This is a genomic window from Cryobacterium sp. TMT4-10 (assembly GCF_004403275.1).
Taxonomy (GTDB): Bacteria; Actinomycetota; Actinomycetes; order Actinomycetales; family Microbacteriaceae; genus Cryobacterium; species Cryobacterium shii.
The window spans coordinates 1-24,889 of the sequence record NZ_SOGU01000061.1; the positions used below are offsets into that span (position 1 = coordinate 1).

At 70.1% G+C, this 24,889-nt stretch carries 20 protein-coding genes and 2 pseudogenes; 6 read left to right on the forward strand and 16 right to left on the reverse strand.

The window, feature by feature from the left end:
• The 10 genes from E3T42_RS09140 to E3T42_RS09185 all read right to left on the reverse strand — a co-directional run.
• The coding region (locus E3T42_RS09140) for a DUF222 domain-containing protein (RefSeq protein ID WP_134402887.1) at positions 1–642 on the reverse strand (642 nt) is incomplete at its 3' end.
• 399 nt (positions 643–1,041) lie between these two features.
• A complete protein-coding gene (locus E3T42_RS09145; protein ID WP_134365907.1) occupies positions 1,042–1,833 on the reverse strand; it encodes a uroporphyrinogen-III synthase in 792 nt (263 codons plus the stop codon).
• Entirely contained in the window at positions 1,833–2,786 is a 954-nt protein-coding gene (gene hemC, locus E3T42_RS09150) for a hydroxymethylbilane synthase (RefSeq protein ID WP_134365906.1), read from the reverse strand. Before hemC ends, E3T42_RS09145 begins: the two co-directional genes overlap by 1 nt.
• Positions 2,783–3,877, reverse strand: coding sequence for a ferrochelatase (locus E3T42_RS09155; RefSeq protein WP_134365905.1), 1,095 nt, complete (start codon positions 3,875–3,877; stop codon positions 2,783–2,785). Before E3T42_RS09155 ends, hemC begins: the two co-directional genes overlap by 4 nt.
• On the reverse strand, positions 3,877–4,641 hold the full coding sequence (hemQ, locus tag E3T42_RS09160) for a hydrogen peroxide-dependent heme synthase (RefSeq protein ID WP_134365904.1): 765 nt from the start codon (positions 4,639–4,641) through the stop codon (positions 3,877–3,879). Before hemQ ends, E3T42_RS09155 begins: the two co-directional genes overlap by 1 nt.
• A gap of 82 nt (positions 4,642–4,723) precedes the next feature.
• Complete coding sequence (locus E3T42_RS17305) at positions 4,724–5,098, reverse strand: hypothetical protein (protein ID WP_241975959.1); 375 nt, start codon at positions 5,096–5,098, stop codon at positions 4,724–4,726.
• A complete protein-coding gene (locus E3T42_RS09170) occupies positions 5,088–5,534 on the reverse strand; it encodes a phage holin family protein (RefSeq protein ID WP_160141136.1) in 447 nt (148 codons plus the stop codon). Before E3T42_RS09170 ends, E3T42_RS17305 begins: the two co-directional genes overlap by 11 nt.
• A 43-nt stretch (positions 5,535–5,577) precedes the next feature.
• A complete protein-coding gene (locus E3T42_RS09175; protein WP_134402888.1) occupies positions 5,578–5,955 on the reverse strand; it encodes a YtxH domain-containing protein in 378 nt (125 codons plus the stop codon).
• Positions 5,956–6,078: 123 nt separating this feature from the next.
• Entirely contained in the window at positions 6,079–7,602 is a 1,524-nt protein-coding gene (gene hemG, locus E3T42_RS09180) for a protoporphyrinogen oxidase (protein WP_134366546.1), read from the reverse strand.
• Positions 7,599–8,765: a uroporphyrinogen decarboxylase gene (locus E3T42_RS09185; protein ID WP_134366547.1), complete on the reverse strand. Its 1,167-nt coding sequence runs from the start codon at positions 8,763–8,765 to the stop codon at positions 7,599–7,601. The genes hemG and E3T42_RS09185 overlap by 4 nt, the downstream gene beginning before the upstream one ends.
• Before the next feature lie 70 nt (positions 8,766–8,835).
• Between E3T42_RS09185 and E3T42_RS09190 the strand changes: the two genes are divergently transcribed.
• On the forward strand, positions 8,836–10,200 hold the full coding sequence (locus E3T42_RS09190; RefSeq protein ID WP_134366548.1) for a glutamyl-tRNA reductase: 1,365 nt from the start codon (positions 8,836–8,838) through the stop codon (positions 10,198–10,200).
• 419 nt (positions 10,201–10,619) lie between these two features.
• On the opposite strand, the gene E3T42_RS09195 is transcribed toward E3T42_RS09190, so the two are convergent.
• Positions 10,620–12,005, reverse strand: coding sequence for a glycine--tRNA ligase (locus tag E3T42_RS09195; RefSeq protein ID WP_134366549.1), 1,386 nt, complete (start codon positions 12,003–12,005; stop codon positions 10,620–10,622).
• A gap of 173 nt (positions 12,006–12,178) precedes the next feature.
• Between E3T42_RS09195 and E3T42_RS09200 the strand changes: the two genes are divergently transcribed.
• The gene (locus E3T42_RS09200) at positions 12,179–14,482 is read left to right on the forward strand and encodes a carbon starvation CstA family protein (protein WP_134366550.1); all 2,304 of its coding nucleotides are present in this window, start codon (positions 12,179–12,181) and stop codon (positions 14,480–14,482) included.
• Positions 14,479–14,700, forward strand: coding sequence for a YbdD/YjiX family protein (locus E3T42_RS09205; RefSeq protein WP_134366551.1), 222 nt, complete (start codon positions 14,479–14,481; stop codon positions 14,698–14,700). Before E3T42_RS09200 ends, E3T42_RS09205 begins: the two co-directional genes overlap by 4 nt.
• 118 nt (positions 14,701–14,818) lie before the next feature.
• Here E3T42_RS09205 and E3T42_RS09210 read toward each other — a convergent pair whose 3' ends face one another.
• From E3T42_RS09210 to E3T42_RS09225, 4 genes and pseudogenes are all read right to left on the reverse strand, one after another.
• Positions 14,819–15,721 (reverse strand): serine hydrolase, encoded by a 903-nt coding sequence (locus E3T42_RS09210; protein WP_241975961.1) that lies wholly within the window; start codon positions 15,719–15,721, stop codon positions 14,819–14,821.
• Entirely contained in the window at positions 15,718–17,682 is a 1,965-nt protein-coding gene (locus E3T42_RS09215; protein ID WP_134366552.1) for a M13 family metallopeptidase, read from the reverse strand. Before E3T42_RS09215 ends, E3T42_RS09210 begins: the two co-directional genes overlap by 4 nt.
• Before the next feature lie 46 nt (positions 17,683–17,728).
• Positions 17,729–19,348, reverse strand: coding sequence for an ABC transporter permease (locus E3T42_RS09220; RefSeq protein ID WP_134366553.1), 1,620 nt, complete (start codon positions 19,346–19,348; stop codon positions 17,729–17,731).
• Positions 19,345–20,285 (reverse strand): annotated as a pseudogene (locus E3T42_RS09225) (ATP-binding cassette domain-containing protein). Before E3T42_RS09225 ends, E3T42_RS09220 begins: the two are co-directional and overlap by 4 nt.
• Positions 20,286–20,505: 220 nt before the next feature.
• Between E3T42_RS09225 and E3T42_RS09230 the strand changes: the two are divergent.
• Positions 20,506–21,831, forward strand: coding sequence for an MATE family efflux transporter (locus tag E3T42_RS09230; RefSeq protein WP_134402890.1), 1,326 nt, complete (start codon positions 20,506–20,508; stop codon positions 21,829–21,831).
• A gap of 148 nt (positions 21,832–21,979) precedes the next feature.
• Entirely contained in the window at positions 21,980–23,965 is a 1,986-nt protein-coding gene (locus E3T42_RS09235; RefSeq protein WP_134402889.1) for an APC family permease, read from the forward strand.
• A gap of 60 nt (positions 23,966–24,025) precedes the next feature.
• Here the strand turns inward: E3T42_RS09235 and erpA are convergent, their stop codons facing one another.
• The gene (gene erpA, locus E3T42_RS09240) at positions 24,026–24,382 is read right to left on the reverse strand and encodes an iron-sulfur cluster insertion protein ErpA (protein ID WP_134366555.1); all 357 of its coding nucleotides are present in this window, start codon (positions 24,380–24,382) and stop codon (positions 24,026–24,028) included.
• Between the two features lie 189 nt (positions 24,383–24,571).
• Here erpA and E3T42_RS17055 point away from each other — a divergent pair.
• Positions 24,572–24,889: pseudogene (locus E3T42_RS17055) on the forward strand (hypothetical protein); the annotation flags it as partial.

Below are 24,889 nucleotides of genomic sequence, written 5' to 3' on the forward strand. Positions count from 1 at the left end.
CCGGGCCTGCCACTGCAGGGCCATGCCCCGGATCAGGTCCGCGGGGAACGCGAACCCCTCCCCCGGCAGCCCCGCTGTTTCTTCGGTGATGGCACCGGTAGCGGCGGCGACCAGCGCACGTTCCGCGGTCAGGAGGTCGTCCGGGGCGACGCTCGGGCTGACCTTGTCGAGGGCCGTGACGATGGCCTCGGCCGCGTCGACACCCAGGTCGCCCGCGGTCAGTCCCGCGGCGACGGTCGGGTAGTACGGGGGCAGCATGCTGGTGCCGGCCCGGCGATCCGAGACGTTCCCGCCGAGCCGCACCCGCCGGTTCGCTTCGCGGGCGGAGACCCGGGTGAGGCGCGTGATCAGGTCGATGCCGTTGCTGGCCCCCTGTTTCCAGGCCAGGGAATCGTGGCCGAGGATGCTGCGGGAGCGGTCCGCGACATCCGTCGCCGTAGACACCCTGGCCGCGTCGACCCGGCGGCCGAGCTGCTCCACCGCGCCAAGGACGGCCAGGGCGTCGGTGTCGGTGAGCCGCGATAACGTCAGGGAGTCGAGTGCGGCGGCCACAGCCAACCCCGCCCGCCGGATCAGCTGCACAGGTGAATCTGCCGCCTCTGCCGGGGCGGCTGGTGACTGCGGTGCGGATGCTCCTGCCATGCCCCGATTTTAGCAAAAAGCGTACGTGGTGTCGAGACTATCTCAACCATTTACCAAAGTATTTCGCAGATAGTTACGAATGAGGCGGGTGTTACTCGTGGGACGACCCAGCCATCCGCCCGCCCGATGAACCGACGGGATCGGCGGTTGAAAGACGCCCTGACCTCTCACAGCCGCCTGCTCCCCAACGGCGGAAACGCGGCGCCGAAACCTCGCCGAACCGTGAGTTCGGCCCCTCCCCGGGCGAGAAACAGGGGCCAAACTCACGGCTCGGCGACGAAGACGAACACGAACACGAAGACGAAGACGAAGACGAAGTTTGCGGGGAGGGGAAGCGGGATAAGGGTGCGACCGGGAGAGGGTGCGACCGGGATAAGGGTGCGACCGGGAGAGGGGACCTCAGGGGGACTCGGCCACGTGCACCAGCGCCTGGATCAGGGACTCGGCGCTGGGCGCGTCGGCCACCACGTCGACCCGCAGGCCGATCGCGGCCGCATCCTTCGCCGTGCGCGGTCCGATGCACGCCACCACGGTGGTCTCCGGAATCGGGCCGAACTGGTCCTTGACCTGCTGGGCGACGCTCCCCGAGGTGACGAGCAGGGCCTGCACGTTGCCGGCCGCGACATCGGCGACGACACGCTGATCCACCGGCACCCCGATGGTGCGGTACGCGACGACCGACGAGACGTCGTGGCCGATGCGGCGCAGACCCTCGGTCAGCAACGGCTTGGCGATCTCCGACCGCAGGGTCAGGATGCGCAGCGGCACCTGGCCTGAGGTGGCCGCCTCCCACTCCTCGAGCAGTCCCCGGGCCGAGTTGTCCTCGGAGGGGACGAGGTCCACCCGGTAGCCTGCGGCCATCAAAGCGGCGGCCGTGGTCTCGCCGACCGCGGCGATGCGCGTGCCGGAGGCGACGACGGCGCGATGAGAGGTGAGCACGTCGACCGTGGTGGCGCTGGTGACGGTCATCCAGTCGAAGTCGCCGGCGGCGAGACGGGCCAGGGCCTCGTCGAGCGCGGGGGCGTCGTCGGTCGCGGCGAAGTTGATCATCGGCGCGACGATCGGCTGCGCCCCCCTGGCCCGCAGGTCGGCGGCGACGTGGTCTCCCCAGGGGCCGCCGCGGGGCACGAGCACGCGCCAGCCGGTCAGCGGCTTGTCGGCCGGTTCGATCTTCCGGTAGCGCGCGGTCATCACGAGGTCACCTCAATCGGGGCGAACCCGGCAGCGCCGCCCGCGAGCAGGTCTCGAGCCACCCGGTCGGAGACATCCTCGGCCGCCTCGGTCAGGTGCACAAGGGAGTGCGACTCGGGTGTGGCGGCGTGAGAGCTCACGACGCTGCGGGTGCCGTCCGGGCTGTAGACCGTGGCGGTGAGGAACAGGAGCCCGTCGTCGATGGCTGCCATCGTGCCGATCGGCGCGGCGCAGCCGGCCTCGAGCCGGGCCAGAACGAGCCGCTCGGCGGTGGTCGTGGCCTGCGTGGTGGCGTGGTTGAGGGTGGCCAGCGCCGAGGCGAGGGCCCGGTCGATCTTCCCCTCGCGCACCTCGATCGCGAGCGCGCCCTGGCCGGGAGCGGTGGGCCACTCCGAGAGTTCCAGGTACTCCCCGTCGACGGATTCGAGGAGGGCCAGCCGGCTGAGGCCGGCTGCAGCCAGGATGACGGCGTCCAGGTCACCCTCGGCGACCCGGCCCAGTCGGGTGTCGACGTTGCCGCGGATGTCGACGATGTCGAGGTCGGGGCGCCGCGCTAGCAGCTGGGCCACCCGCCGCGGGGAGCCGGTGCCCACGCGCGCGCCCTGGGGCAGCGTGTCGAAGGTCAGCACGCCGCGGGCGACCAGCACGTCGCGGGCATCCGCGCGCTTCGGGGTGGCGCCGATGCGGAGGCCGGGATAGGCGGCGGTCGGCAGGTCCTTCAAAGAGTGCACGACCACGTCGCAGTCACCGGCCAACAGGGACTCGCGCAGGGCGCTGGCGAAGACGCCGGTTCCGCCCAGGCTCGACAGGGGTTCCCGGGAGGTGTCGCCGTGCGTCGTGATCGGAACGATCTCCACCTCGGCGCCGGCCGCGGTCGCGATGCGATTCGCGATCGCCGTGGTCTGGGCCAGGGCAAGGGCGCTGCCGCGCGTGCCGACGCGAATCAGGCTCACGGAGCCATCCCGGCGACGGCGGGCTTGAAGCCCAGGCGGACGTTCTCGCAGCAGCCGGGGCGACACACGTCGTACCAGGGCCCGAGGTCGGTCTGATGCGGCCGATCGGCGTCGGGGGTGTCGTTCAGGCGCTCCTCGACCAGGTCGATCAGCCCGCTGACGAAGGCCGGGTCGACGCCGGGCGTCGGCACGCGCACGGAGACCAGGCCGAGTTCCCCGGCCGTCTCGGTGGCCTCGTTGTCGAGGTCCCACATGACCTCCATGTGGTCGCTGACGAAGCCGAGCGGCACGATCACGACGGCACGGATGCCCCGGGCCGGCAGCAGAGTGATGGCGTCATTGATGTCGGGCTCGAGCCACGGCATGCTGGGCGGGCCGCTGCGGGACTGGAAGACCAGCTGCCACGGGATGTCCAGGCCGGCCATGACCTTCTGGGCCACGGCCAGGTGCTGCGCGGCGTACGCGCCGCCCTCGCCGAAACCGCGCTCGGCCGGGCCGCTCTTGTTGGCGTCGGTCATCGGGATCGAGTGGGTGGAGAACAGGATCTCCACCTCGGTCGCCGGGTCAATGCCGGGAACCTGGGCCTCGACATCCGCAAGCCCCTTCTGAAGGGCGGTCACGAACGGGGTCACGAAGCCGGGGTGGTCGAAGAACTGGCGCACCTTGTCGATCTGCACCACGCCCTCGAGGCCGGTTGCGGTCAGTGCCGCCGCGAAGTCCTCGCGGTACTGGCGGCAGCCGGAGTAGGAGCTGTACGCGCTGGTGGCGATGGCGAGCAGGCGCTTCTGGCCGTTCTCGTTGGCCTCGGCGATCGTATCGCGCAGGTAGGGCGCCCAGTTGCGGTTGCCCCAGAGCACGGGCAGGTCGATGCCACGGCGGTCGAGCTCGGCCTGGAGCGCGGCGCGGAGCACGCGGTTCTGGTCGTTGATCGGGCTGACCCCGCCGAAGTGGCGGTAGTGCTTGGCGACCTCTTCGAGGCGCTCCTCGGGGATGCCGCGCCCGCCGGTGACGTTGCGCAGGAACGGGATCACGTCGTCCTGGCCCTCTGGGCCGCCGAAACCGGCGAGCAGGATGGCGTCGTAAGTTGTCATTACTGCAAAACCTCCACGAGTTCGGCCGTCGTGATGCGGCGGCCGGTGTAGAACGGGACCTCTTCGCGCACGTGACGGCGAGCCTCGGTGGCCCGCAGCTCGCGCATCAGGTCGACGAGTTCGGTGAGTTCGTCGCTTTCGATCGGAAGCAGCCATTCGTAGTCGCCGAGGGCGAAGGACGAGACCGTGTTCGCGATCGCGCCGCGGAAGGCCGCGCCCTTGCGGCCGTGGTCGGCCAGCATCTTGCTGCGCTCGGCCTCGGGCAGCAGGTACCACTCGTAGCTGCGCACGAACGGGTAGACGGTGAGCCAGCCCTTGGGCTCGACTCCGCGCAGGAAACCGGGCACATGGCTCTTGTTGAACTCGGCGTCGCGGTGCACGCCCATGGCGTTCCAGGTCGGCAGCAGGCTCTTGAGCAGGCGGCTGCGGCGCAGCTGGCGATGGGCCCACTGCAGGGTCTCGGCGTCCGGGGCGTGGGTCCAGATCATCACGTCGGCGTCGGCCCGGAGTCCGGAGACGTCGTAGAAGCCTCGCACGGTGACGCCCTCGGCCTCGACCAGGTCCACGACGTCGTCGAGCTCGAGCACAGCGTGGGGAACGTCATGGCCGTCGAGGTCGTCCGGGTTCGCGGGGTCCTTGCGCAGCACCGCGAACAGAGTGAACCCCTGCGGCGACGCCTCGGGAGGGTCGATCGGAGGGTGGGTCTCGGCAGAGGTGGTGGAGTGAGGTGGGTTTACTGCCTCTCCGGCAGCCGGGTGAGTCATGGGTACTAGTCTCTACTTCTTTGGTCCGAGAGCCAAAAGACGGCCGCGGCTCCACGCCGGTTCGCGACGGTTCAGCCGCGGTTCAGCGGCGGCGGACGGCGTTCGCCCCGAGCCAGACCGATCCGCCCAGGACCGCGGCGGCGACCGCGGCGAGGCCGGCCAGCGCCAGGGGGTTCTCGTCCCGCATCCGCCGCAGGCGAAGCACGGCCCGGCGCGACTTGTACCGGAACTGCTTGGGGAGGTTGAGCTTGTACTCGATCGCGTCGAGGGTGCGCGCGAGTTCGGCGCGGGCGTCCGACGCCTGGCCGCGCAACTCGGCCTTCGACCGGGGCGCGGACTTTGCCGGCTCGACCGGCACGACGATGGTCTTCGACTCGGCGCCTGTCTTCGGCGCGATGCTCATCGTCAGTTCGGTGCTCGTCTTCGGTGCAGCGCTCATCTTCGGTTCAGTGCTCATAGTCGCCAACTCCCTTGAAAACGTCTACGTCGCGACGGATGCTCGCCGTCAGGCCGTTCGGATCCGTCGCGGTTCCGGCCTTCACCCGGTTGCGCCCGAGCAGCGCCAGAAGGAAGGCGATCAGCAGCATGGCCAGGGCAACCAGCAGCCCCGCCAGCCACAGCGGCAGGACCAGGGCGAGCGCGATCACGGCGACCGCGACCAGCACGCCGGTGGCGAAGAACGCCAGCACGCCGGCCACGACGAACAGTGCGACGCCGAAGCCGACGTTCTTCGCCTTGTCGGCCATCTCGGCCTTGAACGCCTGGAGCTCCGCCTGCACGAGGGCGCCGATCTGACCGGGCAGTTCGCCGAGCAGAGAGGACAACGAACGGCGGATCTTCGGGTTGAGGCCGTTGCCGTTCAATCCATTGATTTTGACTCCACTGTTGCTCACAGTTCCCCCTTCATTCGAAATGTCGCGGCGGCTACGTCGTGGCTCAGGCGGAGGGAGCCGAGTCGAACGGCTCAGCGGGTGAGGTCGTCGGACCGTTCGTCGTCACGGTGACGCGGCGAACCGTGGGGACATCCGTGGTTCCGGTCGTTCGGCCGGCCTTGTCCTGCCCGGCCTTGTCCTGCCCGGTCTTGGCCTGAACCGTGGCGACCAGCTTGCGGCCCCCTTCGAGGAGCGCCGAGGGCACATCCCCGACACGCTCGAGGGCGAAGTCGCGGGCCTCGTTCACCCGGCGCTGCACGGGCGGACGGCTCCACAGGTCCTGTGCCGCCGCAACGATCTGGTCGTAGCGCTTGCGCCCGGCGCGCGCGCCGAGAACGTAGCCGACAAGTCCGCCGGTGACGAACAGAAGCTTTCCCCGCATGTGTGACTCCATTCCTCAAGGTGCACGTATCTGATCAGAGTATCCCCCATCCGGGATGAGACGTATCTCCGACGGCGCCGATCTGAAACCGGGTGCCGATTCTCAGGCTGGTCGGGCCGAACCCTAGAGGCCGAGGGCCGCGTGCCGGGTGCGGGAGGCCGCGGCCAGGGCATCCGGGATCACCGAGGCGAGGCCGGTTCCGGCCAGCCAGGCACCGGTCAGTTCGAGCCCGGGGGTCGCGGCCAGCAGTTCGCGCACCTGGGTCACCCGGGCGGGGGCGCCCACGGTTGCCGGTGACAGGGCGTCGCCCCAGACGGTGCGGGCGAAGCCCTGCACGGCCCCGGCGTCGAGGTCGACACCCAGGATCGTGCGGGCGTCCCGGAGGGCGAGGGCGAGCAGTTCCTGGTCGGACAGGGCGGCGGTGGGGCTGTCCTGGCCGGCCCGGCCGTAGGACAGACGGATGACGTGGCGCCCCGGACCGGCGGCCGCGGCCACCCATTCCCACTTGGCGGTCACGTGGGTGAGCGCCTTGGCGGTCACCCCGGGCGTGCCGGAGGCGACGAGCGCGCCGGTGCCGCGCGGATTCGCGTCGAGCTCCGGTGCGTCGATCACGATCGTGGCGAGCTCGATCGCCGTGGGGCTCGGCCAGGCGAGTTCGGCGAGCGCCGCATGGGCCGGGCTGAGGGAGGCGACGAGGCCGAGCGCCTGTGCGCCCGGGGTCGCGATGATGACGAAGCGGGCGTCGAGGGGCTCCGGGCCCGCGGCATCCGCGGCGGGCGTGGCGGCATCCCCCGGCGTCGCGGCGGTTGCCGGCGTCGAAGCCGTTGCCGTCATTGCGGCAGCCGGGCGGCGGGTGACCGTCCAGGTCGGTTCCTCGTCGCTGCCGGCGCGGCGGAGCGCGGTGACAGGCGCATCCGTCTCGATCTGCACGCCGAAGTGCTCGAGATCGGCGACCAGCGCCCCGACCAGGCTGGACATGCCGCCGTGGAGGCCGGCCACGGCGGAACCGGCCGGCGCGGCCGAACGCAACGACAGGACGGCGCCGGAGAGGGAACCCGTCACGGTCAGCGCTGAGTTGAGCCCGGGGGCGACGACGTCGACCTCGAGGTCGTCGGCCGACGACGAGTACACGCCCGTGGTGACCGGTTCGACGAGCCGGTCGAGCACCCGGCGTCCCATCCGCTTGCGCACGAGTTCGCCCAGGCTGTGTTCGCGGCCGATCGTCAGAACCGGCATCAGCCGGTCGAGGTAGGCGCGCAGGGCGCCGCTCCAGCCGATCACCCGCCGCACGTCATCGGCCAGGGGCGAACCGGGGATGCCGAGTACGCCCGCCTTGGGCAGGGGAACGCTGAGGGAACCGCCGGGCGTGCGGTCGTCGGGCAGGTGGAGCCAGGCCCCGGCGGGATTCGGGGCCACGATCCGGTCGGTCAGCCCGAGGCCGTCCACGAACTCGGCGACGGCGTTGCGTCGCACGGCGAAACTCTCGGCGCCGCTGTCGAGGCGGAGGCCGGCCACCTCGTGGCTGCCGACCGCACCGCCGAGCGCGGCGGTGGCCTCGAGGACGGTGACGCTGAGCCCGATTCGCGCACAGGCGCGGGCGGCCACGAGACCGGCCACCCCGCCGCCGATGACGATGACGTCTTTCATGCGCCGGCGGTGACCTCGTGTACGAAGGCCACCAGGCGGGTGAGAACGTTCGGGTCGGTCAGGGGCGGCACGCCGTGGCCCAGGTTCAGCACGTGCGACGGCGCCGTGCGGCCGCGCTCGAGCACGTCGAGAACGTGCGCCTCGAGCACCGGCCACGGGGCGGCGAGCATCGCGGGATCCACGTTGCCCTGCACGGGGACCAGGCCGCCGAGTCGGCGGTTGGCCTCGTCGAGAGGAACCCGGTAGTCGACGCCGACGACGTCGGCGCCGACGCCGTGCATCTCCTTGAGCAGTTCGCCGGTGCCGACGCCGAAGTGCACGACCGGGACGTTGCGGCGCACGGAGGCCGCGGCATCCGTGTCGGTGGTGTCGGCGGCGCCTGTGCCGGCGGCCCCTGCGGCCGAGCCCTCGTCGTAGGTGAGGTCACGCACGTGGGCGATCGCCGCGGCCGACGCCGGGGCGACGTACCGGGTGTAGTCGTCCAGGGAGAGCGCGCCCGCCCAGGAATCGAACAGCTGCGCGGCGCTGGCGCCGGCCAGGACCTGGGCGCGCAGGAAGCGCCCGGTGACCTCCGCCGTCCAGGCCATCAGGGCCGCCCAGGCGTCGGGGTCGGCGTGCATGAGCGTGCGGGCGTGGATGTGGTCCTTGGACGGTCCGCCCTCGACGAGGTAGGCCGCCAGGGTGAACGGGGCGCCGGCGAAACCGATCAGCGGCGTCGACCCCAGCTCGGCCACGGTGCGGGCGACGGCCTGGCCGATGGGCGCGAGGGTCTGCTCGAGCACGGCCGGATCGAGGGCGGTGAGCTCCGCGACATCCTTGGCGGTGCGCACGGCCTGGCCGAGCACCGGGCCCATGCCGGCGACGATCTCCACGTCGACGCCGACCAGCTTGAGCGGGATGACGATGTCGCTGAACAGGATGCCGGCGTCGACGTTGTGACGGCGCACGGGCTGCAGCGTGATCTCACTCGCCATCTCCGGGTCGAGGCAGGCGTCGAGCATGCGGGTGCCGACCCGCAGCGACCGGTATTCGGGCAGCGATCGACCGGCCTGCCGCATGAACCAGACCGGCGTCACGTCCGGTCGGGTGCCCTGGTAGGCGCGGATGAGGCGGGAATCGGTGGTGAGTCCGGTGGCCAGAGGGTGTTGCGCGTCGAGGTTCATTGCCTTGATTCTGTCAAACTTCCAAGCCGCGGGCGATTCCGCCCCCTCCGGGGCGTCGTAGACTCGGTGAGTGTTGATCTGCCTGTCCGCCAGCCACAAGAACTCCAGCTTCGAGGTGCTGGAGAGATTGTCCGTCGGCTCAGGCGACACGGCCGAAGACATCCTGGAGCGGCATCCCGCCCTGGTCGGAGCCGTCATCGTCGCCACCTGCAACCGTTTCGAGGCCTACCTCGACCTCGACGAACCGGCGGGGGCATCCCCCCTGACGGCCATTCACGCCGCTATCGACGGGGTCAGCGCAAGCACGGGCGTCACCGCCGAGGTCCTCCGGGGCACCCTGGACCTCGTGCACGGCAGCAGCGTCGCCGAGCACCTCTTCGCCGTCACCAGCGGGCTCGAATCCGTCGTCGTCGGCGAGGGCGAGATCGCCGGCCAGGTGCGACGCTCGCTTGAGCAGGCCCGCCTCGGCGGCACCACGAGCCCCGAACTGGAGCGCCTCTTCCAGCGCGCCTCCCAGACCTCCCGCGGTGTCAAGAACCGCACCGGGATCGGCGCCGCCGGCCGTTCGCTGGTGCGCCTCGCGCTCGAACTGGCCGAGAGCCGCGTCACGGACTGGGGCCAGACCCGCGTTCTCCTCGTCGGCACCGGCCGGTACGCCGGCGCCTCCCTCGCCGCCCTGCGCGACCTCGGCGCCGAGGACGTGCGGGTGTACTCCCCGTCGGGCCGCGCCCGCAAATTCGCCTCCTCGCACCAGATCACCGCCGTCGCCGAGGCGGACTTCGCGGCGGAATCGGCCCTGGCCGACCTCATCCTCACCTGCACGACCGCCGACGACCACGTGGTCAACGCGGCGCTTCTCCGCGCCGGCCTGGCCGTCACGGCGCAGACCCCGGTCGGAGGCGCCCTGCCGCACCTTCCCTCCTGCCCGACGGATGCCGCGGCCGAGGCCCCGCGCCGGCTCATCATCGACCTGGGGCTGCCGCGCAACGTCGACCCCGACGTCACCGAACTGGCGGGGGTGGAACTCCTCGACCTCGAGACCATCCGCATCCACGCGCCGTTGGAAGAGCTCAATGCCACCAGCGACGCCCGCCTGATCGTGGGCCGCGCGGCGCGCAAATTCTCCGCGGTCGCCGAAGAACAGAGCCTGGCCCCGGCCGTCGTCGCGTTACGCAGCCACGTCTTCGACATCCTCGACGGCGAGATCCTGCGGGCCCGCGGCCGGGGCGACTCCAGCGAGCAGACCGAGGCTGCCCTGCGCCACCTCGCCGGCGTGCTGCTGCACACCCCGATGGTGCGGTCCCGCGAACTGGCCCGCGCCGGCGAGCAGGCCGCGTACCTGACCGGGCTCGGCGCCCTGTTCGGCATCGAGGTTCAGCTTCCAGCCGCCGGTTCGTCGGCCACGGTGGCCGATATCGGCCCCGCGGCATCCTGACCCCGTCTTCGTCCGGGCATCCGTCTCCCGCCGCCTCTTGCGGCTAATTCAGGAGAAACGCCGAGCCGGGCCGCCGGCGTCCCGCCGTTCCGGGCCTGCCCGGGCTCCCGTCCGGGTTTCCTCCTGAGTTAGCCCCACCGGCCGGGTTTCCTCCTGAGTTAGCCCCACCGGTCACCCCGCTCTTCCGAGTCAGCCCCGCAGACCACCCCGCCTCGCTACCCGGTCACCGGCAACTCTCCGGGTCGCCCAGGTGCCCAGCACGTGCATAACTCCTGCAATTCGTCGCGCGGGGCGGCCGGCGCCCCGGAAACACGCGGGAGCGCGGCCGGGCCGTGTCGAATTGCAGGAGTTATGCGCACAAACCGGCGGCGACGCCGACAGACCCCGGCGACGGGGCGCCGACGACGGCCGAATGCCGGCTAGGCGCCGCGGAGGCGCACGGCGAGGTAGGCGTCGAGCGCGTCGAGCGGCACGCGCTCCTGCGCCATGGTGTCGCGGTCGCGCACGGTGACGGCCTGGTCCTCGAGCGAGTCGAAGTCGACCGTGACGCAATACGGGGTGCCGATCTCGTCCTGGCGGCGGTAGCGCCGGCCGATCGCGCCGGCGTCGTCGAAGTCGACGTTCCACGACTCGCGCAGCCGCGCCGCGAGGGATTTCGCCATCGGCGACAGCGCCTCGTTGCGGGACAGGGGCAGCACGGCGACCTTGATCGGCGCGAGGCGCGGGTCGAGCTTCAGCACGGTGCGCTTGTCGACGCCGCCCTTCGCGTTGGGCACTTCCTCCTCGTGGTACGCGTCCACGAGGAACGCCATCAGCGAGCGGGTGAGGCCGGCAGCGGGCTCGATCACGTACGGGACCCAGCGCTCGTTCTTCGTCTGGTCGAAGTAGGAGAGGTCCTTTCCGGATGCCGCGGCGTGCGTCTTCAGGTCGAAGTCGGTGCGGTTCGCGACGCCTTCGAGCTCGCCGAATTCACTGCCGCTGAAGCCGAAGCGGTATTCGATGTCCACGGTGCGCTTGGAGTAGTGGGAGAGCTTCTCGGCCGGGTGTTCGAACAGGCGCAGGTTGTCGATGTTGATGCCGAGGCCGGTGTACCAGGCCATCCGCTGGTCGATCCAGTACTGGTGCCACGTCTCATCCGTGCCCGGCTCGACGAAGAATTCCATCTCCATCTGCTCGAACTCGCGGGTGCGGAAGATGAAGTTTCCCGGGGTGATCTCGTTGCGGAAGCTCTTGCCGATCTGGCCGATGCCGAACGGCGGCTTCATGCGCGCCGCCTGCAGCACGTTGGCGAAGTTCACGAAGATGCCCTGCGCGGTCTCGGGGCGCAGGTAGTGCATGCCGGCCTCGTCGTCGACCGGGCCGAGGTAGGTCTTGAGCAGGCCGGAGAAGGCGCGCGGCTCGGTCCAGATGTGGCGGTTGCCGCAGTTCGGGCAGGGAATGCCGTCGATGCCGCCCTCGGGCGGGCGGCCCTTCTTCTCCTCGAATTCCTCCTCGAGGTGGTCGGCCCGGAACCGCTTGTGGCAGCTCGTGCACTCGACCAGCGGGTCGCTGAAGACCTCGACGTGACCGGATGCCTCCCACACCTTGCGCGGCAGGATCACCGAGGAATCGAGGCCCACCACGTCGTTGCGGCTGGTGACCATGAAGCGCCACCACTGCTTCTTGATGTTCTCCTTGAGCTCCACCCCGAGCGGCCCGTAGTCCCAGGCGGACCGGGATCCGCCGTAGATTTCACCGGCCTGGAAGACGAACCCGCGGTGGCGGGCGAGGGCGATGACGGAATCGAGGCGGGTGGGGGCGGCCACGGTGGCTCCAATGGTCGAAGGTGGAAAAGGTGGAAAGAGCGGGAAATCGCGGAGGATCAGGCACAAGCCGACCGGCGCTCACCCTATTTTAGGCGTGCGTCCGGATTCCGCCGTTCGGCTGTTAGCCTAGCTAAGGAATTCCGCAGTCCTTGCGGGGCCTCAAGGGAGAGATCATGGGCACCAAGCCCCGCACGCCACACGATTCAACCGAGGGGGTGGACGCACTGGACCGGGATCCGGCGCTGTTGCCCGTAGCCCTCGACCAGACCACGCACGACGCCGAAGAGGCGCACTGGACTCCGGCCAAGATCGCGCTCTGGGGCGGGATCTCACTGCTCGGCGGCCTGAGCTGGGTGATGCTCGCCGTGGTTCGCGGGGAAACCGTCAACGCCATCTGGTTCGTCTTCGCCGCCGTCTGCACCTACCTCATCGGGTACCGCTTCTACTCCAACTACATCCAGAAGCACCTGACCCGGCCCGATGACCGGCGCGCGACTCCGGCCGAATACAAGGCCGACGGCAAGGACTACGCCGCGACTGACCGCCGAGTCCTCTTCGGCCACCACTTCGCCGCGATCGCCGGCGCCGGACCGCTCGTCGGTCCCGTCCTGGCCGCCCAGATGGGCTACCTGCCGGGCACGATCTGGATCATCGTCGGCGTCGTCCTCGCCGGTGCGGTTCAGGACTACCTGGTGCTGTTCTTCTCGATGCGCCGCGGCGGACGTTCCCTGGGCCAGATGGCACGGGACGAGCTCGGCAAGGTCGGCGGCACGGCCGCCCTGATCGCGACCCTCGCGATCATGGTCATCATCGTGGCCATCCTCGCCCTCGTCGTCGTCAACGCCCTCGCGGCCAGCCCGTGGGGCGTCTTCTCGGTCTCGATGACCATCCCGATCGCCCTGTTCATGGGCGTCTACCTGCGCTTCTTCCGCCCGGGCCGCGTCAGCGAGATCTCGATCATCGGATTCATCCTGCTACTGGCCGCCATCGTCGGCGGCGGCATGATCGCGGACACCGAGTGGGGCGCATCCTTCTTCCACGTCGACCCGCTGCCCCTCGCGATCGGCATCATCATCTACGGCTTCGTGGCCGCCATCCTCCCGGTCTGGCTGCTGCTTGCTCCCCGGGACTACCTCTCCACCTTCATGAAGATCGGCACGATCGGGATGCTCGCCCTCGCGATCATCATCGTTCGCCCGGAGATCGCGGCACCGGCCACCAGCGAGTTCGTCAACGGCGGCGGCCCCGTGGTGAGCGGCTCGCTCTTCCCGTTCCTCTTCGTCACCATCGCCTGTGGCGCCCTCTCCGGCTTCCACGCCCTGATCGCCTCCGGCACCACGCCGAAGCTGATCGAGAAGGAGCGCCAGACGCGCTTCATCGGCTACGGCGGCATGTTGATGGAATCGTTCGTTGCCATCATGGCGCTCGTCGCCGCCCTGTCGATCGACCGCGGGATCTACTTCGCCATGAACTCCTCCGCTGCCCTCACCGGCGGCACCGTCGAAGGCGCCGTCGCATTCGTGAACGGCCTGGGCCTGACCGGCGTCAACCTGACCCCGGACATGCTCACCGAGACGGCGAAGAACGTCGGCGAGTCCACCATCGTCTCCCGCTCCGGCGGCGCCCCGACTCTGTCGGTCGGACTGGCCAACATCATGCACCAGGTCATCGGCGGCCAGGGGATGATGGCGTTCTGGTACCACTTCGCCATCATGTTCGAGGCCCTGTTCATCCTGACCGCCGTCGATGCCGGCACCCGCGTGGCCCGCTTCATGCTGCAGGACAGCCTGGGCAACTTCTTCCCGAAGTTCAAGAACACGTCCTGGCGTGCAGGCGCCTGGCTGACGACCGGCATCATGGTCGCCGCCTGGGGTGCCGTGCTCATCATGGGAGTCACCGACCCGCTCGGCGGCATCAACACACTGTTCCCGCTGTTCGGCATCGCGAACCAGCTGCTCGCAGCGATCGCGCTGGCCGTCTGCCTGGCGATCGTGGCCAAGCGCGGGCTGTTCAAGTACCTGTGGATCGTGGCCCTGCCGTTGACCTTCGCCGCCGTCGTGACCATTTACGCGTCGTTCCTGAAGATCTTCTCGACCGTTCCCGCCGTGGGCTACTTCGCCCAGAACCGCGCCTTCTCCAAGGCGCTCGATGACGGGCTCACGACCTTCGGCACGGCGAAGACCGTCGAGGCGATGGAAGCCGTCGTGCGCAACACGATGGTTCAGGGCATCCTCTCGATCCTGTTCGTGGTGCTGGCCATCATCGTGATGATCACCGCCGTGCAGGCCACATGGAAGTCCTACAAGACCCGCGACTTCGGCACCAATGAAGATGACGCGGTGCCGTCGCAGATGTTCGCCCCGTCGGGCTTCGGCGCGACCCCGGCCGAGAAGGCCCTGTCGTCGCTCTGGGACGCGCAGACCGCGCAGGCCAAGGTTGCCAAGGTCGGCACCCCGGAGAGGACGACCCGCCGATGAGTCTCCTCGCCACGGTTCGCACCGGCGCCAGGAACGTCGCCTGGTTCGTGAAAGGGGTCATGGGTGAAGACGCCTGGGACAAGTACAAGGCCCACCACGAGTCGCTTCATGCCACGGATGCCGCAGCCTGCGACTCCCCGCGGATGATGACGGAACGCGAATTCTGGCGGGACCAGACCGACCGGCAGGACATCAACCCGCAGGGTCGCTGCTGCTGAGCACCTACTTGTGACCACCTGCTGCTGACACCTGCTGTCGACCGGCCCGCTGCCCCGCGAAGGATCCCTTCGCGGGGCAGCGCTGTGTCAGCGTCTCGCTGGGCAGCGTCGCGGCAGGTCAGTGCACGTATTCCAGCAGGTCGAGGCCGACGGCGCGCATGCCGTCCAGCACGGCGAGGCGGGAAGACAGGCGGGTGTCGGCGAAGGACATCGACACCGCGTAGGTCACGCCCGCGCGGGGGCCACGCAGGATGCCGACCTCGCTGCGGACGCCGACATCCGTGCCGGTCTTGTTGACCAGCAGCAGGCCGTGGTCTTTTTCCCGGTGGGCGAGCGGGTCGAAGCCGAAGGCGCTGGCCACCATGGACAGGTCGGCGCCCAGCGACAGCCAGCCGATCACGCGTTCACTCGCCTCGGCGTCGACGACCTCGCCCCGGGCGAGCGCCGTGAACAGCCAGGTCAGCTCCTTGGCACTGGCGACCGACAGCTGGGGCGCGTCGTCGGGACCGCGGCGATCGCGCACGAGATCGAGCAGGGCCGTTCGGCCGAGGCCGAGCTGTTCGGTGCGGGCGCGAACGGCGTCCAGCCCGACCGCACGGATGAGCACGTTCGTGGCCAGGTTGTCGTTGGCCGCGCCGATCAGGGCCGCCAGGTCGGCGACGGGCAGCGACGGCGCCTGGAGGTGCTGCCAGAGGCCGGATCCGCCGGCCGAGTCGGCGACGGTGCGATCGAGGATCGTGTACGCGCCGAAGTCGGCGTCCCGGAGCCGGGCCGCCACCTCGATCAGGAGGAGCACGGTGCCGATGCCCGCTGTGGGCATGACGACGTGGTCGTCGACGGAGAAGAGCACCCGGCCGGTGACCAGGTCTGTGGCCCGGGCCGAGACCTGCACCCCGTCGACGGCGAGCTCCCCAAGCGCCTGGAATCCGCGGCCGAAGTTCCCCGCGGACTCCGTGCCGCCGTGCCGCCCGCGGCGCGCGGACGAGTGACGAGACCGTCGCTCTGAGTCCTGGGCGGTCACCAGATCGTGACGCGCTTTTCCGGGGCCAGCCACAACTCGTCTTCCGGCGTGACGTCGAAGGCCGTGTAGAACGCTTCGATGTTGCGCACGATCTGGTTGCAGCGGAATTCATTGGGCGAGTGCGGATCGATCGACAGGAGGCGGATGGCCTCCTCGTCGCGCATCTTCAGCTGCCAGGCCTGCGCCCAGGAGAGGAAGAACCGCTGCGCGCCGGTGAACCCGTCGATCACGGGCGGCTCCTGGCCGTCCAGTGAGAGGAGATAGGCCTTCCAGGCGATCGATAGTCCGCCGAGGTCGCCGATGTTCTCGCCGACGGTGAGCGCACCGTTGACGTGGTGGTCGGGCACCTGCCGGGGCGCGAGCTCGTTGAACTGCTCGATCAGGGAGCTGGTGCGCTGCTCGAAGGCGATGCGGTCATCCTCGGTCCACCAGTCGATGAGGAGCCCGGTGCCGTCGTACTTCGAGCCCTGGTCGTCGAAGCCGTGGCCGATCTCGTGGCCGATCACGGCGCCGATGGCACCGTAGTTGGCCGCGGCGTCGCGCGCGTCGTCGAAGAAGGGGGGCTGCAGGATCGCGGCCGGGAAGACGATCTCGTTGAACCCCGGGTTGTAGTACGCGTTGATGGTCTGCGGGGTCATGAACCACTCGTCCCGGTCGAGCGGGTTGCCGATCTTGCCGAGTTCCCGCTGGAACTCGAACTCGTTCGTGGCGTGAACGTTGGCGAGCAGGTCGTCGGCGGAGACGGGCAGGCTCGAATAGTCCCGCCACTTGACCGGGTAGCCGATCTTCGGAGTGAACAGCTCCAGCTTCTCGAGGGCCCGGGTGCGGGTCTCCTCGGTCATCCAGTCGAGCTGGATGATGCTCTGCCGGTACGCCTCGACCAGGTTGGCGACGAGAACGTCCATGCTCGCCTTGGCGCTGGGCTTGAAGTGACGCTCCACGTAGATGCGGCCGACCGCCTCGCCGAGTGCTCCCTCGACCAGGGAGACGCCGCGCTTCCACCGGTCCCGCAGCTGCGGGGTTCCGGTCAGGGTGCGGCCGTAGAAGTCGAAACTGGCCTCGACGAAGTCGCTGGAGAGGAAAGCGGCGCTCGAACGGATGACCTGCCACCGCAGCCAGTCCTGCCAGGCCTCGATCCGGTCTTCGGTCAGCATCTCGGCGAGCCCGGTCACGAAGCTGGGCTGGCGCACGACGACCTCGTCGAAGGCGTTGGCGGGGGCGTCGAGCCCCTCCAGCCAGAGCTGCAGGTCGGCGCCGGCAGCGAGAGCGGTCACCTGGCCCCAGGTCTTGAGGTTGTAGGTCTTCTCGCTGTCGCGGCAACGAACCTTGTCCCAGTGGTGGGTGGCGAGTTCTGTTTCGAGGGCGAAGACGCGTTCGGCCCGGCCGGCGGCGTCCGCGAGGCCGGCGAGGCCCAGCATCCGGGCCAGGAACGCCTGATAGGCCTCGCGGATGGCGGCGGACTTCTCATCGCGGTAGTAGGACTCGTCCGGCAGGCCGAGCCCGGCCTGCTCGACGAAGACCAGGTACCGCTCGGGGTCGCCGGGGTCGTTGTCCACGTGCAGCTGGAAGGCGCCGGACACGCCGGCGCGCTCGAAGCGGCCGAGGGTGCCGAGCAGCGCGTGGATGGAGGTGATGCCGTCAATGGTGGCGAGGTCGGCCGCGAGGGGGGTCGCGCCGAGCCGCTCGACGCGCTCCTCATCCATGAAGCTCGCGTAGAGGTCGCCGAGCTTGCGCTCCTCGGTGCCGGGCACCGCGGACTGGGCGTCCAGGATGATCACCCTGACGGCCTTCTCCGACTCCTCGGCGAGCAGGTAGAAGGACCCCCAGCGGGCCTTGTCGGCCGGGATCTCGGCGCGGGCGATCCACTTGCCGTTCACATGGCGGAAGAGGTCGTCCTGCGGCCGGAGGGCGGGGTCGAGTTCGTCGATGTCGATTCCGGACGCGGTCACCAGGTCAGTCATGCCTCCCACCCTATGCGCTCTCGCCTGATGGTCGCGGGGTTCGGGCTCACAGGGCCAGGTCGCGCCGACGCACGCCGATGACCGCCGCGGCGCCGAGGCACAGCGCGATGCCCACCATCCACCAGCCCTCGCTCCAGTCGGCTCCGGTTCCGACGACGACCGGCGTGTGGCTGAACGGCGAGAGGGCCTGCAGCCAGTCCGGCAGGTCGAGGAGGTCGCCGAACTGGCCGATCAGCACGGCGACCAGCAGCAGGGCCCAGCCGATCCCGATGCTGGCGCGCGGCAGGTACGCGAAGAACAGGGCCCCGGCGAGCAGGATGAGCAGGGCCGCCGGAACCTGGGCGAGCCCGGACTCGGCGACGCTCCGAATCCGGTCGCCCGCCTGGGCAGCCGTCGTCTGGGCCAGCCCGAGGACGGCGCCGACGACCGCCGTCGCGAGCACCAGCGTCAGGGCCAGGCCGCCGAGGAGGATGTAGTCGAGCAGCCAGCGCACGCGGTTCAACGGCGCGGAGAGCAGCAGTTCCGCCGAACCGTCGGCCTCTTCCTGGCGCATCCGGATCATCGCCTGCATCGCGGCCGCCGCCGCAAGAATGCCGATCAGGCCGAACAGGGCCGCGGTGAACACGTCGATGATCGATCCGCGGTCGCCTCCCGCCATCCCGGCGAGGATCCCCTCGAACGCGGCGTTCCCCCGCACCAGGTCGACGACCGTCTCGCCGAGGGTGCCGGCCACCACGCCGAGGAACAGACCGGCGATCGACCAGCCGAGGATCGCCGGATACTGCAGTCGCCAGGCCAGGCCGAACGAGCCCCGCAGGGTGCGCCGGGCATGCTCGCGCCCGGGTCGTTCCGCGATCAGGCTGGAGTCCAGGTCACGCACCGCCTGCAGCACCAGGGCGACGCCGAGGAGCAGCGCCGCGAACGCCAGGTCGAGCAGCAGGGGCGTGGGGTTGTTGGTCGTGTACGCCTGGGTCTGCTGGCCCCAGCCGATGGGCGAGAGCCGGCTCGGCCACGCGCTGGTGATGCGGAGGCCGTCGGCGGAGGGCGCGCCCCCGGCATCCCCCGCGGCGCGCAGCACGTAGGCGACGCCGATCAGCGCCGACGCGAGCCCGTTCGCGCCCCGGGAGGTGCGCATGATCTGGGCGCAGACCAGGCCGACGCCGAGGAAGACGACGGAAGTGCCGGCCACGGCCAGCCCGAAAAGGGTCGAACCGGCCGCCTCGAACCCGGCTGCCAGCAGGCCCAGGGCCACCGCGGCGCCGGCCGCGAGGGCCGTCCCGACGCCGTGCACCATCGTGGCGACCAGCGGGATCAGCCGGCCGGCCGGCGTCGCACCGACCAGTTCGGCCCGCCCGGACGCCTCCTCGGCGCGCGAGTGCCGCACGGCGAGGAAGGCGCTCATGAAGGCGGCCATCAGGGCGATAGTGGCGAAGGTCAGGAAGAAGACGAGCGCATCCACCGCGGCGCCCTGGGGCGCGCCGCGGAACATCAGGATGGTGGGGGTGAGCACGGCGATGCGCACGAGGGCCTCGCGCTCGGCCAGGGCGCCGAAGTTGCCCGCCACCGCGACGCCGCTGAAGAAGGCCAGGGCGCCGAATGAGGCGATCCAGACGGGCACCTGCAACCGGTCGCGGCGGAGCCGCAGCAGAGGCCCGAGAGTGCTCATCGGGACGCTCCGGCGGCCGGCCGACCCGGTATCTCGTCGCGGTAGTGGCGCAGAAAGAGGTCTTCGAGCGACGGCGGAGCGATCGTCAGGCCCTGCACCCGCAGCTGCGCGAGCACCGGCAGCACCTCGGGCAGGGCGTCGTTGTCGGCGGTAAAGGCCACCTGCCCGTTCGAGCTGACCAGATCGCGGGCAGCCGGGATGCGCTGGGCCAGCCGGCCAGGTCGGCATCCGTCAGACCCGTGCTCGCGAAGGCGATCTCGGTGCCGGTGAGGTGGCGGAGGTCGGCCAGCGTGCCGGTCTCGACGGTCTTGCCGGCCCGGATTATGCTCACCCGGTCGCAGAGGTGTTCCACCTCGGAGAGGATGTGGCTCGAGAGCAGTTCGGTGGCGCCGTCGGATACCGCGGCCCGGATCTCACGGCGGAAGACGGCCTCCATCAGCGGGTCGAGGCCGGAGGTCGGCTCGTCCAGGATGTACAGGTCGGCCGCCGTCGCGAGGGCGGCGACGAACGCGACCTTCTGTCGGTTGCCCTTCGAATAGGCACGTCCCTTCTTCGTCGGGTCGAGTTCGAAGACCTCGAGGAGGTGCCGGCGACGGTCCCGGTTCGCGGCGGGGTCAGCGCCGCGGAGTCGTCCGAGCAGGTCGATCGCCTCGCCGCCGGAGAGATTGGGCCACAGGCTCACGTCGCCCGGGACGTAGGCGATGCGGCGGTGGAGGGCCACGGCATCCGTCCAGGGGTTGCCGCCGAACACCGTCGCGGTGCCGCCGCTCGCGCGGTAGAGGCCGAGCAGCACGCGAATCGTGGTGGACTTGCCGGCCCCGTTCGGCCCCAGGAAGCCGTGCACCTCGCCGGCCGGGACCGACAGGTCGAGGCCGTCGAGGGCCCGCACCCGGCCGAATCGCTTCTGCAGATCTCGGGTCTCGATGACGGCGCTCATGCTGCCCAAGCTGCGCCCCACGGCGCCCGGAACCGACTCCCCCACCGCCCCTTGTTCCCATTCCGGTCGAGAGTGCCCGCAATGCCGGCCACTCTCGACCGGAACGGGCACACTTGGCCCGGCGCGCGGCACCCTCACGACCGGGCCCGCGGCGCCCCGGCGGGCGAGAGGCCGGGCGCTCCCGAACGGCTGAACTAGAGTCGTGAGCATCACCGTCACCATGCTCCGCCCGCAGCCCATCGACCGCGAGATCCTGCGCCTCGCCCTCCCCGCCGTCGGCGCGCTCATCGCCGAACCGCTGTTCCTGCTCGCGGACTCCGCCATGGTCGGCCACCTCGGCACCGTGCCGCTGGCCGGCCTCGGCCTCGCCAGTGCGGTGCTGCAGACGATCATCGGGCTGATGGTGTTCCTGGCCTACAGCACCACGCCCGCCGTGGCCCGCTGGCTGGGAGCCGGTGACCGGCGCCGGGCCGTCGCCGTCGGCATCGACGGGCTCTGGCTGGCCCTCGGCCTCGGCGTGGTGCTCGCGATTGTCGGCTGGTTCGCCACTCCCCTCCTCGTCGGCGCCTTCGGGGCGGATGCCGCGGTCACCGCCGCGGCCGCGAGCTACCTGGGCATCTCGATGTTCGGCCTGCCGGCCATGCTGCTCGTCTTCGCGGCGACCGGGCTGCTCCGGGGGCTGCAGGACACGCGCACCCCGCTGTGGGTGGCCGGGATCGGGTTCTCGGCCAACATCCTGCTGAATGCGCTGTTCATCTACGGGCTGGGCCTCGGCATCGTCGGTTCGGCCCTCGGCACGGTCGTCGCCCAGTGGGCGATGGTGGCCGTCTACCTGGCCGTCGTCGGCCGCCATGCCCGCCGGGAGGGCGCGCCCCTGCGCCCGCACCGGGCCGGGATGCTGCGCGGCGCGACGTCCGGCGGCTGGCTGTTCCTGCGCACGGTCAGCCTGCGGGCAGCCATGCTCCTCGCGGTCTACGTCGCCACGAGCCTCGGGTCCCCCGAACTGGCGGCCTTCCAGATCGCCATGACACTCTTCGCCACCCTCGCCTTCGCCCTCGACGCCCTCGCGATCGCGGCCCAGGCGCTCGTCGGCCAGGGCCTCGGCGCTGGCAACCTGGCCGGCGTACGCGCGGTGCTGCGGCGCTGCCTCGAGTGGGGAGTGCTCAGCGGAGCCGCCCTCGGCCTTCTCGTGGTCGCCGCGAGCGGGGTGCTCGGCCGGCTGTTCACGACCGCGACCGAGGTCAGCGGCCTGCTGCCGGCGACGCTGATCGTGCTCGGGCTCTCGGTTCCGCTCGGCGGCGTGGTCTTCGTGCTCGACGGGGTGCTGATCGGCGCGGGCGACGCGCGCTACCTGGCCCTGACCGGCGTGGTCAACCTGGCCGCCTTCGCACCGCTGGCCGTCGCGGTCATGCTCTGGGCGCCCTCCGGGGCCGCGGGCCTGGCCTGGCTGATGTCGGCCTTCGCGTTCGGGTACCTCGGCGCCCGCGCGGTGACCCTGGGGCTGCGCGCCCGGGCCTCCCGGTGGATGGTCGTCGGCGCACGCTGACGCGGCCGGGGCCGCTTGCCCAGCCCGACGAGCTCAATTAGGGCGCGCCGGGTTGAAACGGGCGCGACGGGGTCGAGAATGGTGGTTGTGCCGGCGCGGTCTCACGACCTGACCATCGGCGGACACGACGCGTGTGCAAAGGACACTGATGACTGCAATTGAGGTTCCGGAGATTCCCGAGAGCGTTCCCCGGCCGCTCCTCCCCGGGGGGCCGCCGAGCCCCCTGGCTCGCTGGTTGATGCAGAACCAGGTGCAGCCGGTGGGGCCGGAGGCCGCGGAGAGCACCGAGTCGACGCACTCCTGGTGGAAGGTGATGTGCCTGACCGGCGTCGACTATTTCTCGACCCTGTCATACCTGCCGGGCATCGCCGTTCTGGCGGCGGGGGCCCTGTCGCCGCTGGCCACCCTCCTGATCGTGGCCCTGACCCTGCTCGGCATGCTGCCGATGTACCGCCGGGTGGCCAAGGAGAGCCCGCACGGGCAGGGCTCGGTGGCGATGCTGGAGCGCCTCCTCCCGTTCTGGCGGGGCAAGGTCTTCGTTCTGGTGCTGCTCGGCTTCGTCGCCACGAGCTGGATCATCACCATCACCCTCTCCTCCGCGGATGCCACGGTGCACCTGCTGGAGAATCCCTACGCGCCGGCCTTCCTCGAGGGGCAGGCCGTGCCGATCACGGTGACGCTGCTCCTGGTGCTCGGCGGGGTGTTCCTGCTGGGCTTCCGCGAGGCCGTCGCGGTCGCCGTGCCCCTGGTCGTGATCTTCCTGCTCCTCAACGGGATCGTGATCGCCGTCGGCCTGTACGGCATCGTCACCGACCCGGGCACGCTCACGGCGTGGACCGACGCCGTGACCTCGGGCGGCCTGGGCTTCGGCAACATCCTCGGCCCGGCGATCATCGCCTTCCCGCTCCTTGTCCTGGGCCTCTCCGGCTTCGAAACCGGCGTCAGCATGATGCCGCTGGTCGCCGCGAGCGGTCAGACCACCCAGGAACGGCTCGCGTCGCGCATCCGCAACACCCGCAAACTACTGACCGCCGCGGCCGTCATCATGAGCGTCTACCTGCTGGCCAGCAGCCTGGTCACGACGGTCCTGATCCCCGCCGACGCGTTCCAGCCGGGAGGCGATGCCAACGGTCGCGCGCTGGCCTACCTGGCGCACGAACTCGTCGGGAACGGGTTCGGCACGGTCTACGACGTGAGCAGCATCCTGATCCTGTGGTTCGCCGGCGCATCGGCGATGGCGGGCCTGATCAACATCGTGCCCCGCTACCTCCCGGCCTACGGGATGGCCCCCGAGTGGAGCCGCGCCGTTCGACCGGTCGTGCTGGTCTACACGGCCGTCAGCGTGCTGATCACGATCGGGTTCAACGCCGACGTCAACGCCCAGGCCGGAGCGTACGCCACCGGGATCCTGGCGATGATGGTGTCCGGGGCCGTGGCGGTCACCATCTCGGCGGTGACCCACAAGCAACGGAGGGCCGGCATCGCCTTCGGCATCCTGACCCTGGTTCTGGTCTACGCGCTCGTCGACAACATCATCGAGAAACCCGACGGGATCACCATCTCAATCTTCTTCATCCTCGGAATCGTCACCGTGTCCCTGATCTCCCGGGTGTCGCGCACGACGGAGCTGCGGGTGGAACGGGTCGAGTTCGATGAGGCCGCCCGTCGCTTCGTGCGGGACTCGATCGTCTTCGACGGGGCTCTCAACCTGATCGCGAACAAACGGGCCACCGGGGACCGGGCGGAGTACGCCGACAAGGAACGGGAACAGCGAGGCATGAACCCCGTTCCCGGCGCGGCCGACCTCCTGTTCCTGGAGATCACCGTGGTCGATCCGTCGAGCTTCAGCGAAACGCTGCGCGTCCGAGGCGTCGAAGTCGACGGGTACCGCATTCTCCGCGCCGAGAGCCCGGCGGCGCCGAACGCCATCGCGGCCATCCTGCTGGCCCTCCGGGATGCGACCGAGGTGCGCCCGCAGGCTTACTTCGAATGGTCAGAGGGTAACCCGATCGGGCACCTCCTGCGTTATCTGTTGCTGGGCCAGGGCGACACCGCCCCCGTGGTGCGCGAGATCCTGCGCAAGAGCGAGACCGATCCGGCGCGCCGGCCGGGCATCCATGTGGGCGGTGGCTGAACCCGACGGCGAACGGATGCGAGGCCGCGCCGATCCGATCCCGTGCCGCCGGAGTGTCCGCTAGCTGAAGGAGTCTCCGCAGGCGCAGCTGCCGCCGGCGTTCGGGTTGTCGATGGTGAAGCCCTGCTTCGCGATGGTGTCCTCGAAGTCGATGGACGCGCCCTCGAGATAGGGCACGCTCATCTTGTCGAGGACGACCTCGACGCCGTCGAAGTCGACGCGCGCGTCACCCTCGAGGATGCGCTCGTCGAAGTAGAGCTGGTAGATCAGGCCGGAACAGCCGCCGGGCTGCACGGCGACGCGCAGTCGCAGGTCGTCGCGCCCCTCCTGACGGAGCAGGCTGCGCACCTTCTGCGCGGCCGCCTCGGTCAGGCCGACTCCGTGCGCGGGGTTGGCGGGAGCAATGGTGTCGGTCATGGGTTCCTCGGACTTTCACGTCGGATGTTCGCGCCCGGCCCGCTCGGTGGAAGCGACGTCGTGGGCACGAGTATTCAGACACTCTAAGGCCCTTCCGTGCGGGGAGGATGTGTCCACCGTGCCCTCGGGGACCGGCCTGGGCATCCGCTCCTCCGGGGCTGCTGCGAAACCCCGCCGGCCTCTAGCCAGATGAAAACCAAGAGCCTAGGGTGGGGTGTTCAACGATTTTTTATGCGCGCTGTCCAGATGACCGCGATGCAGCACGGCGTGATCCTTGAACGTGTAAAGGCGCGCAAAGTAGCCGTCCTCACAACCCGTTCCCGCGGTTCTCCTGATCGAGACCCGCCGGGGATGACCGGACTAATATCCGGGTTGTCGTGGATGGAAGAAGAGGTAAACATGGCTGATGTCCTGCTTGACCGCCCCGAACTTGCGGGGCTCGGTACGTACGAGTTTGGTTGGTCCGATTCCGATGCGGCGGGCGCGTCCGCCAGGCGCGGGGTTTCG

What these genes read in the sequence shown, in the direction of transcription:
- E3T42_RS09235 (WP_134402889.1), top strand. Translation starts at nt 21,980, where the DNA reads ATGACTGCAATTGAGGTTCCGGAGATTCCCGAGAGCGTTCCCCGGCCG.
- E3T42_RS09205 (WP_134366551.1), top strand. Translation starts at nt 14,479, where the DNA reads ATGAGTCTCCTCGCCACGGTTCGCACCGGCGCCAGGAACGTCGCCTGG.
- E3T42_RS09145 (WP_134365907.1), bottom strand. Translation starts at nt 1,833, where the DNA reads ATGACCGCGCGCTACCGGAAGATCGAACCGGCCGACAAGCCGCTGACC.
- E3T42_RS09230 (WP_134402890.1), top strand. Translation starts at nt 20,506, where the DNA reads ATGCTCCGCCCGCAGCCCATCGACCGCGAGATCCTGCGCCTCGCCCTC.
- E3T42_RS09175 (WP_134402888.1), bottom strand. Translation starts at nt 5,955, where the DNA reads ATGCGGGGAAAGCTTCTGTTCGTCACCGGCGGACTTGTCGGCTACGTT.
- erpA (WP_134366555.1), bottom strand. Translation starts at nt 24,382, where the DNA reads ATGACCGACACCATTGCTCCCGCCAACCCCGCGCACGGAGTCGGCCTG.
- E3T42_RS09155 (WP_134365905.1), bottom strand. Translation starts at nt 3,877, where the DNA reads ATGACAACTTACGACGCCATCCTGCTCGCCGGTTTCGGCGGCCCAGAG.
- E3T42_RS09215 (WP_134366552.1), bottom strand. Translation starts at nt 17,682, where the DNA reads ATGACTGACCTGGTGACCGCGTCCGGAATCGACATCGACGAACTCGAC.
- E3T42_RS09185 (WP_134366547.1), bottom strand. Translation starts at nt 8,765, where the DNA reads ATGAACCTCGACGCGCAACACCCTCTGGCCACCGGACTCACCACCGAT.
- E3T42_RS17305 (WP_241975959.1), bottom strand. Translation starts at nt 5,098, where the DNA reads ATGAGCACTGAACCGAAGATGAGCGCTGCACCGAAGACGAGCACCGAA.
- E3T42_RS09220 (WP_134366553.1), bottom strand. Translation starts at nt 19,348, where the DNA reads ATGAGCACTCTCGGGCCTCTGCTGCGGCTCCGCCGCGACCGGTTGCAG.
- hemQ (WP_134365904.1), bottom strand. Translation starts at nt 4,641, where the DNA reads ATGACTCACCCGGCTGCCGGAGAGGCAGTAAACCCACCTCACTCCACC.
- hemG (WP_134366546.1), bottom strand. Translation starts at nt 7,602, where the DNA reads ATGAAAGACGTCATCGTCATCGGCGGCGGGGTGGCCGGTCTCGTGGCC.
- E3T42_RS09200 (WP_134366550.1), top strand. Translation starts at nt 12,179, where the DNA reads ATGGGCACCAAGCCCCGCACGCCACACGATTCAACCGAGGGGGTGGAC.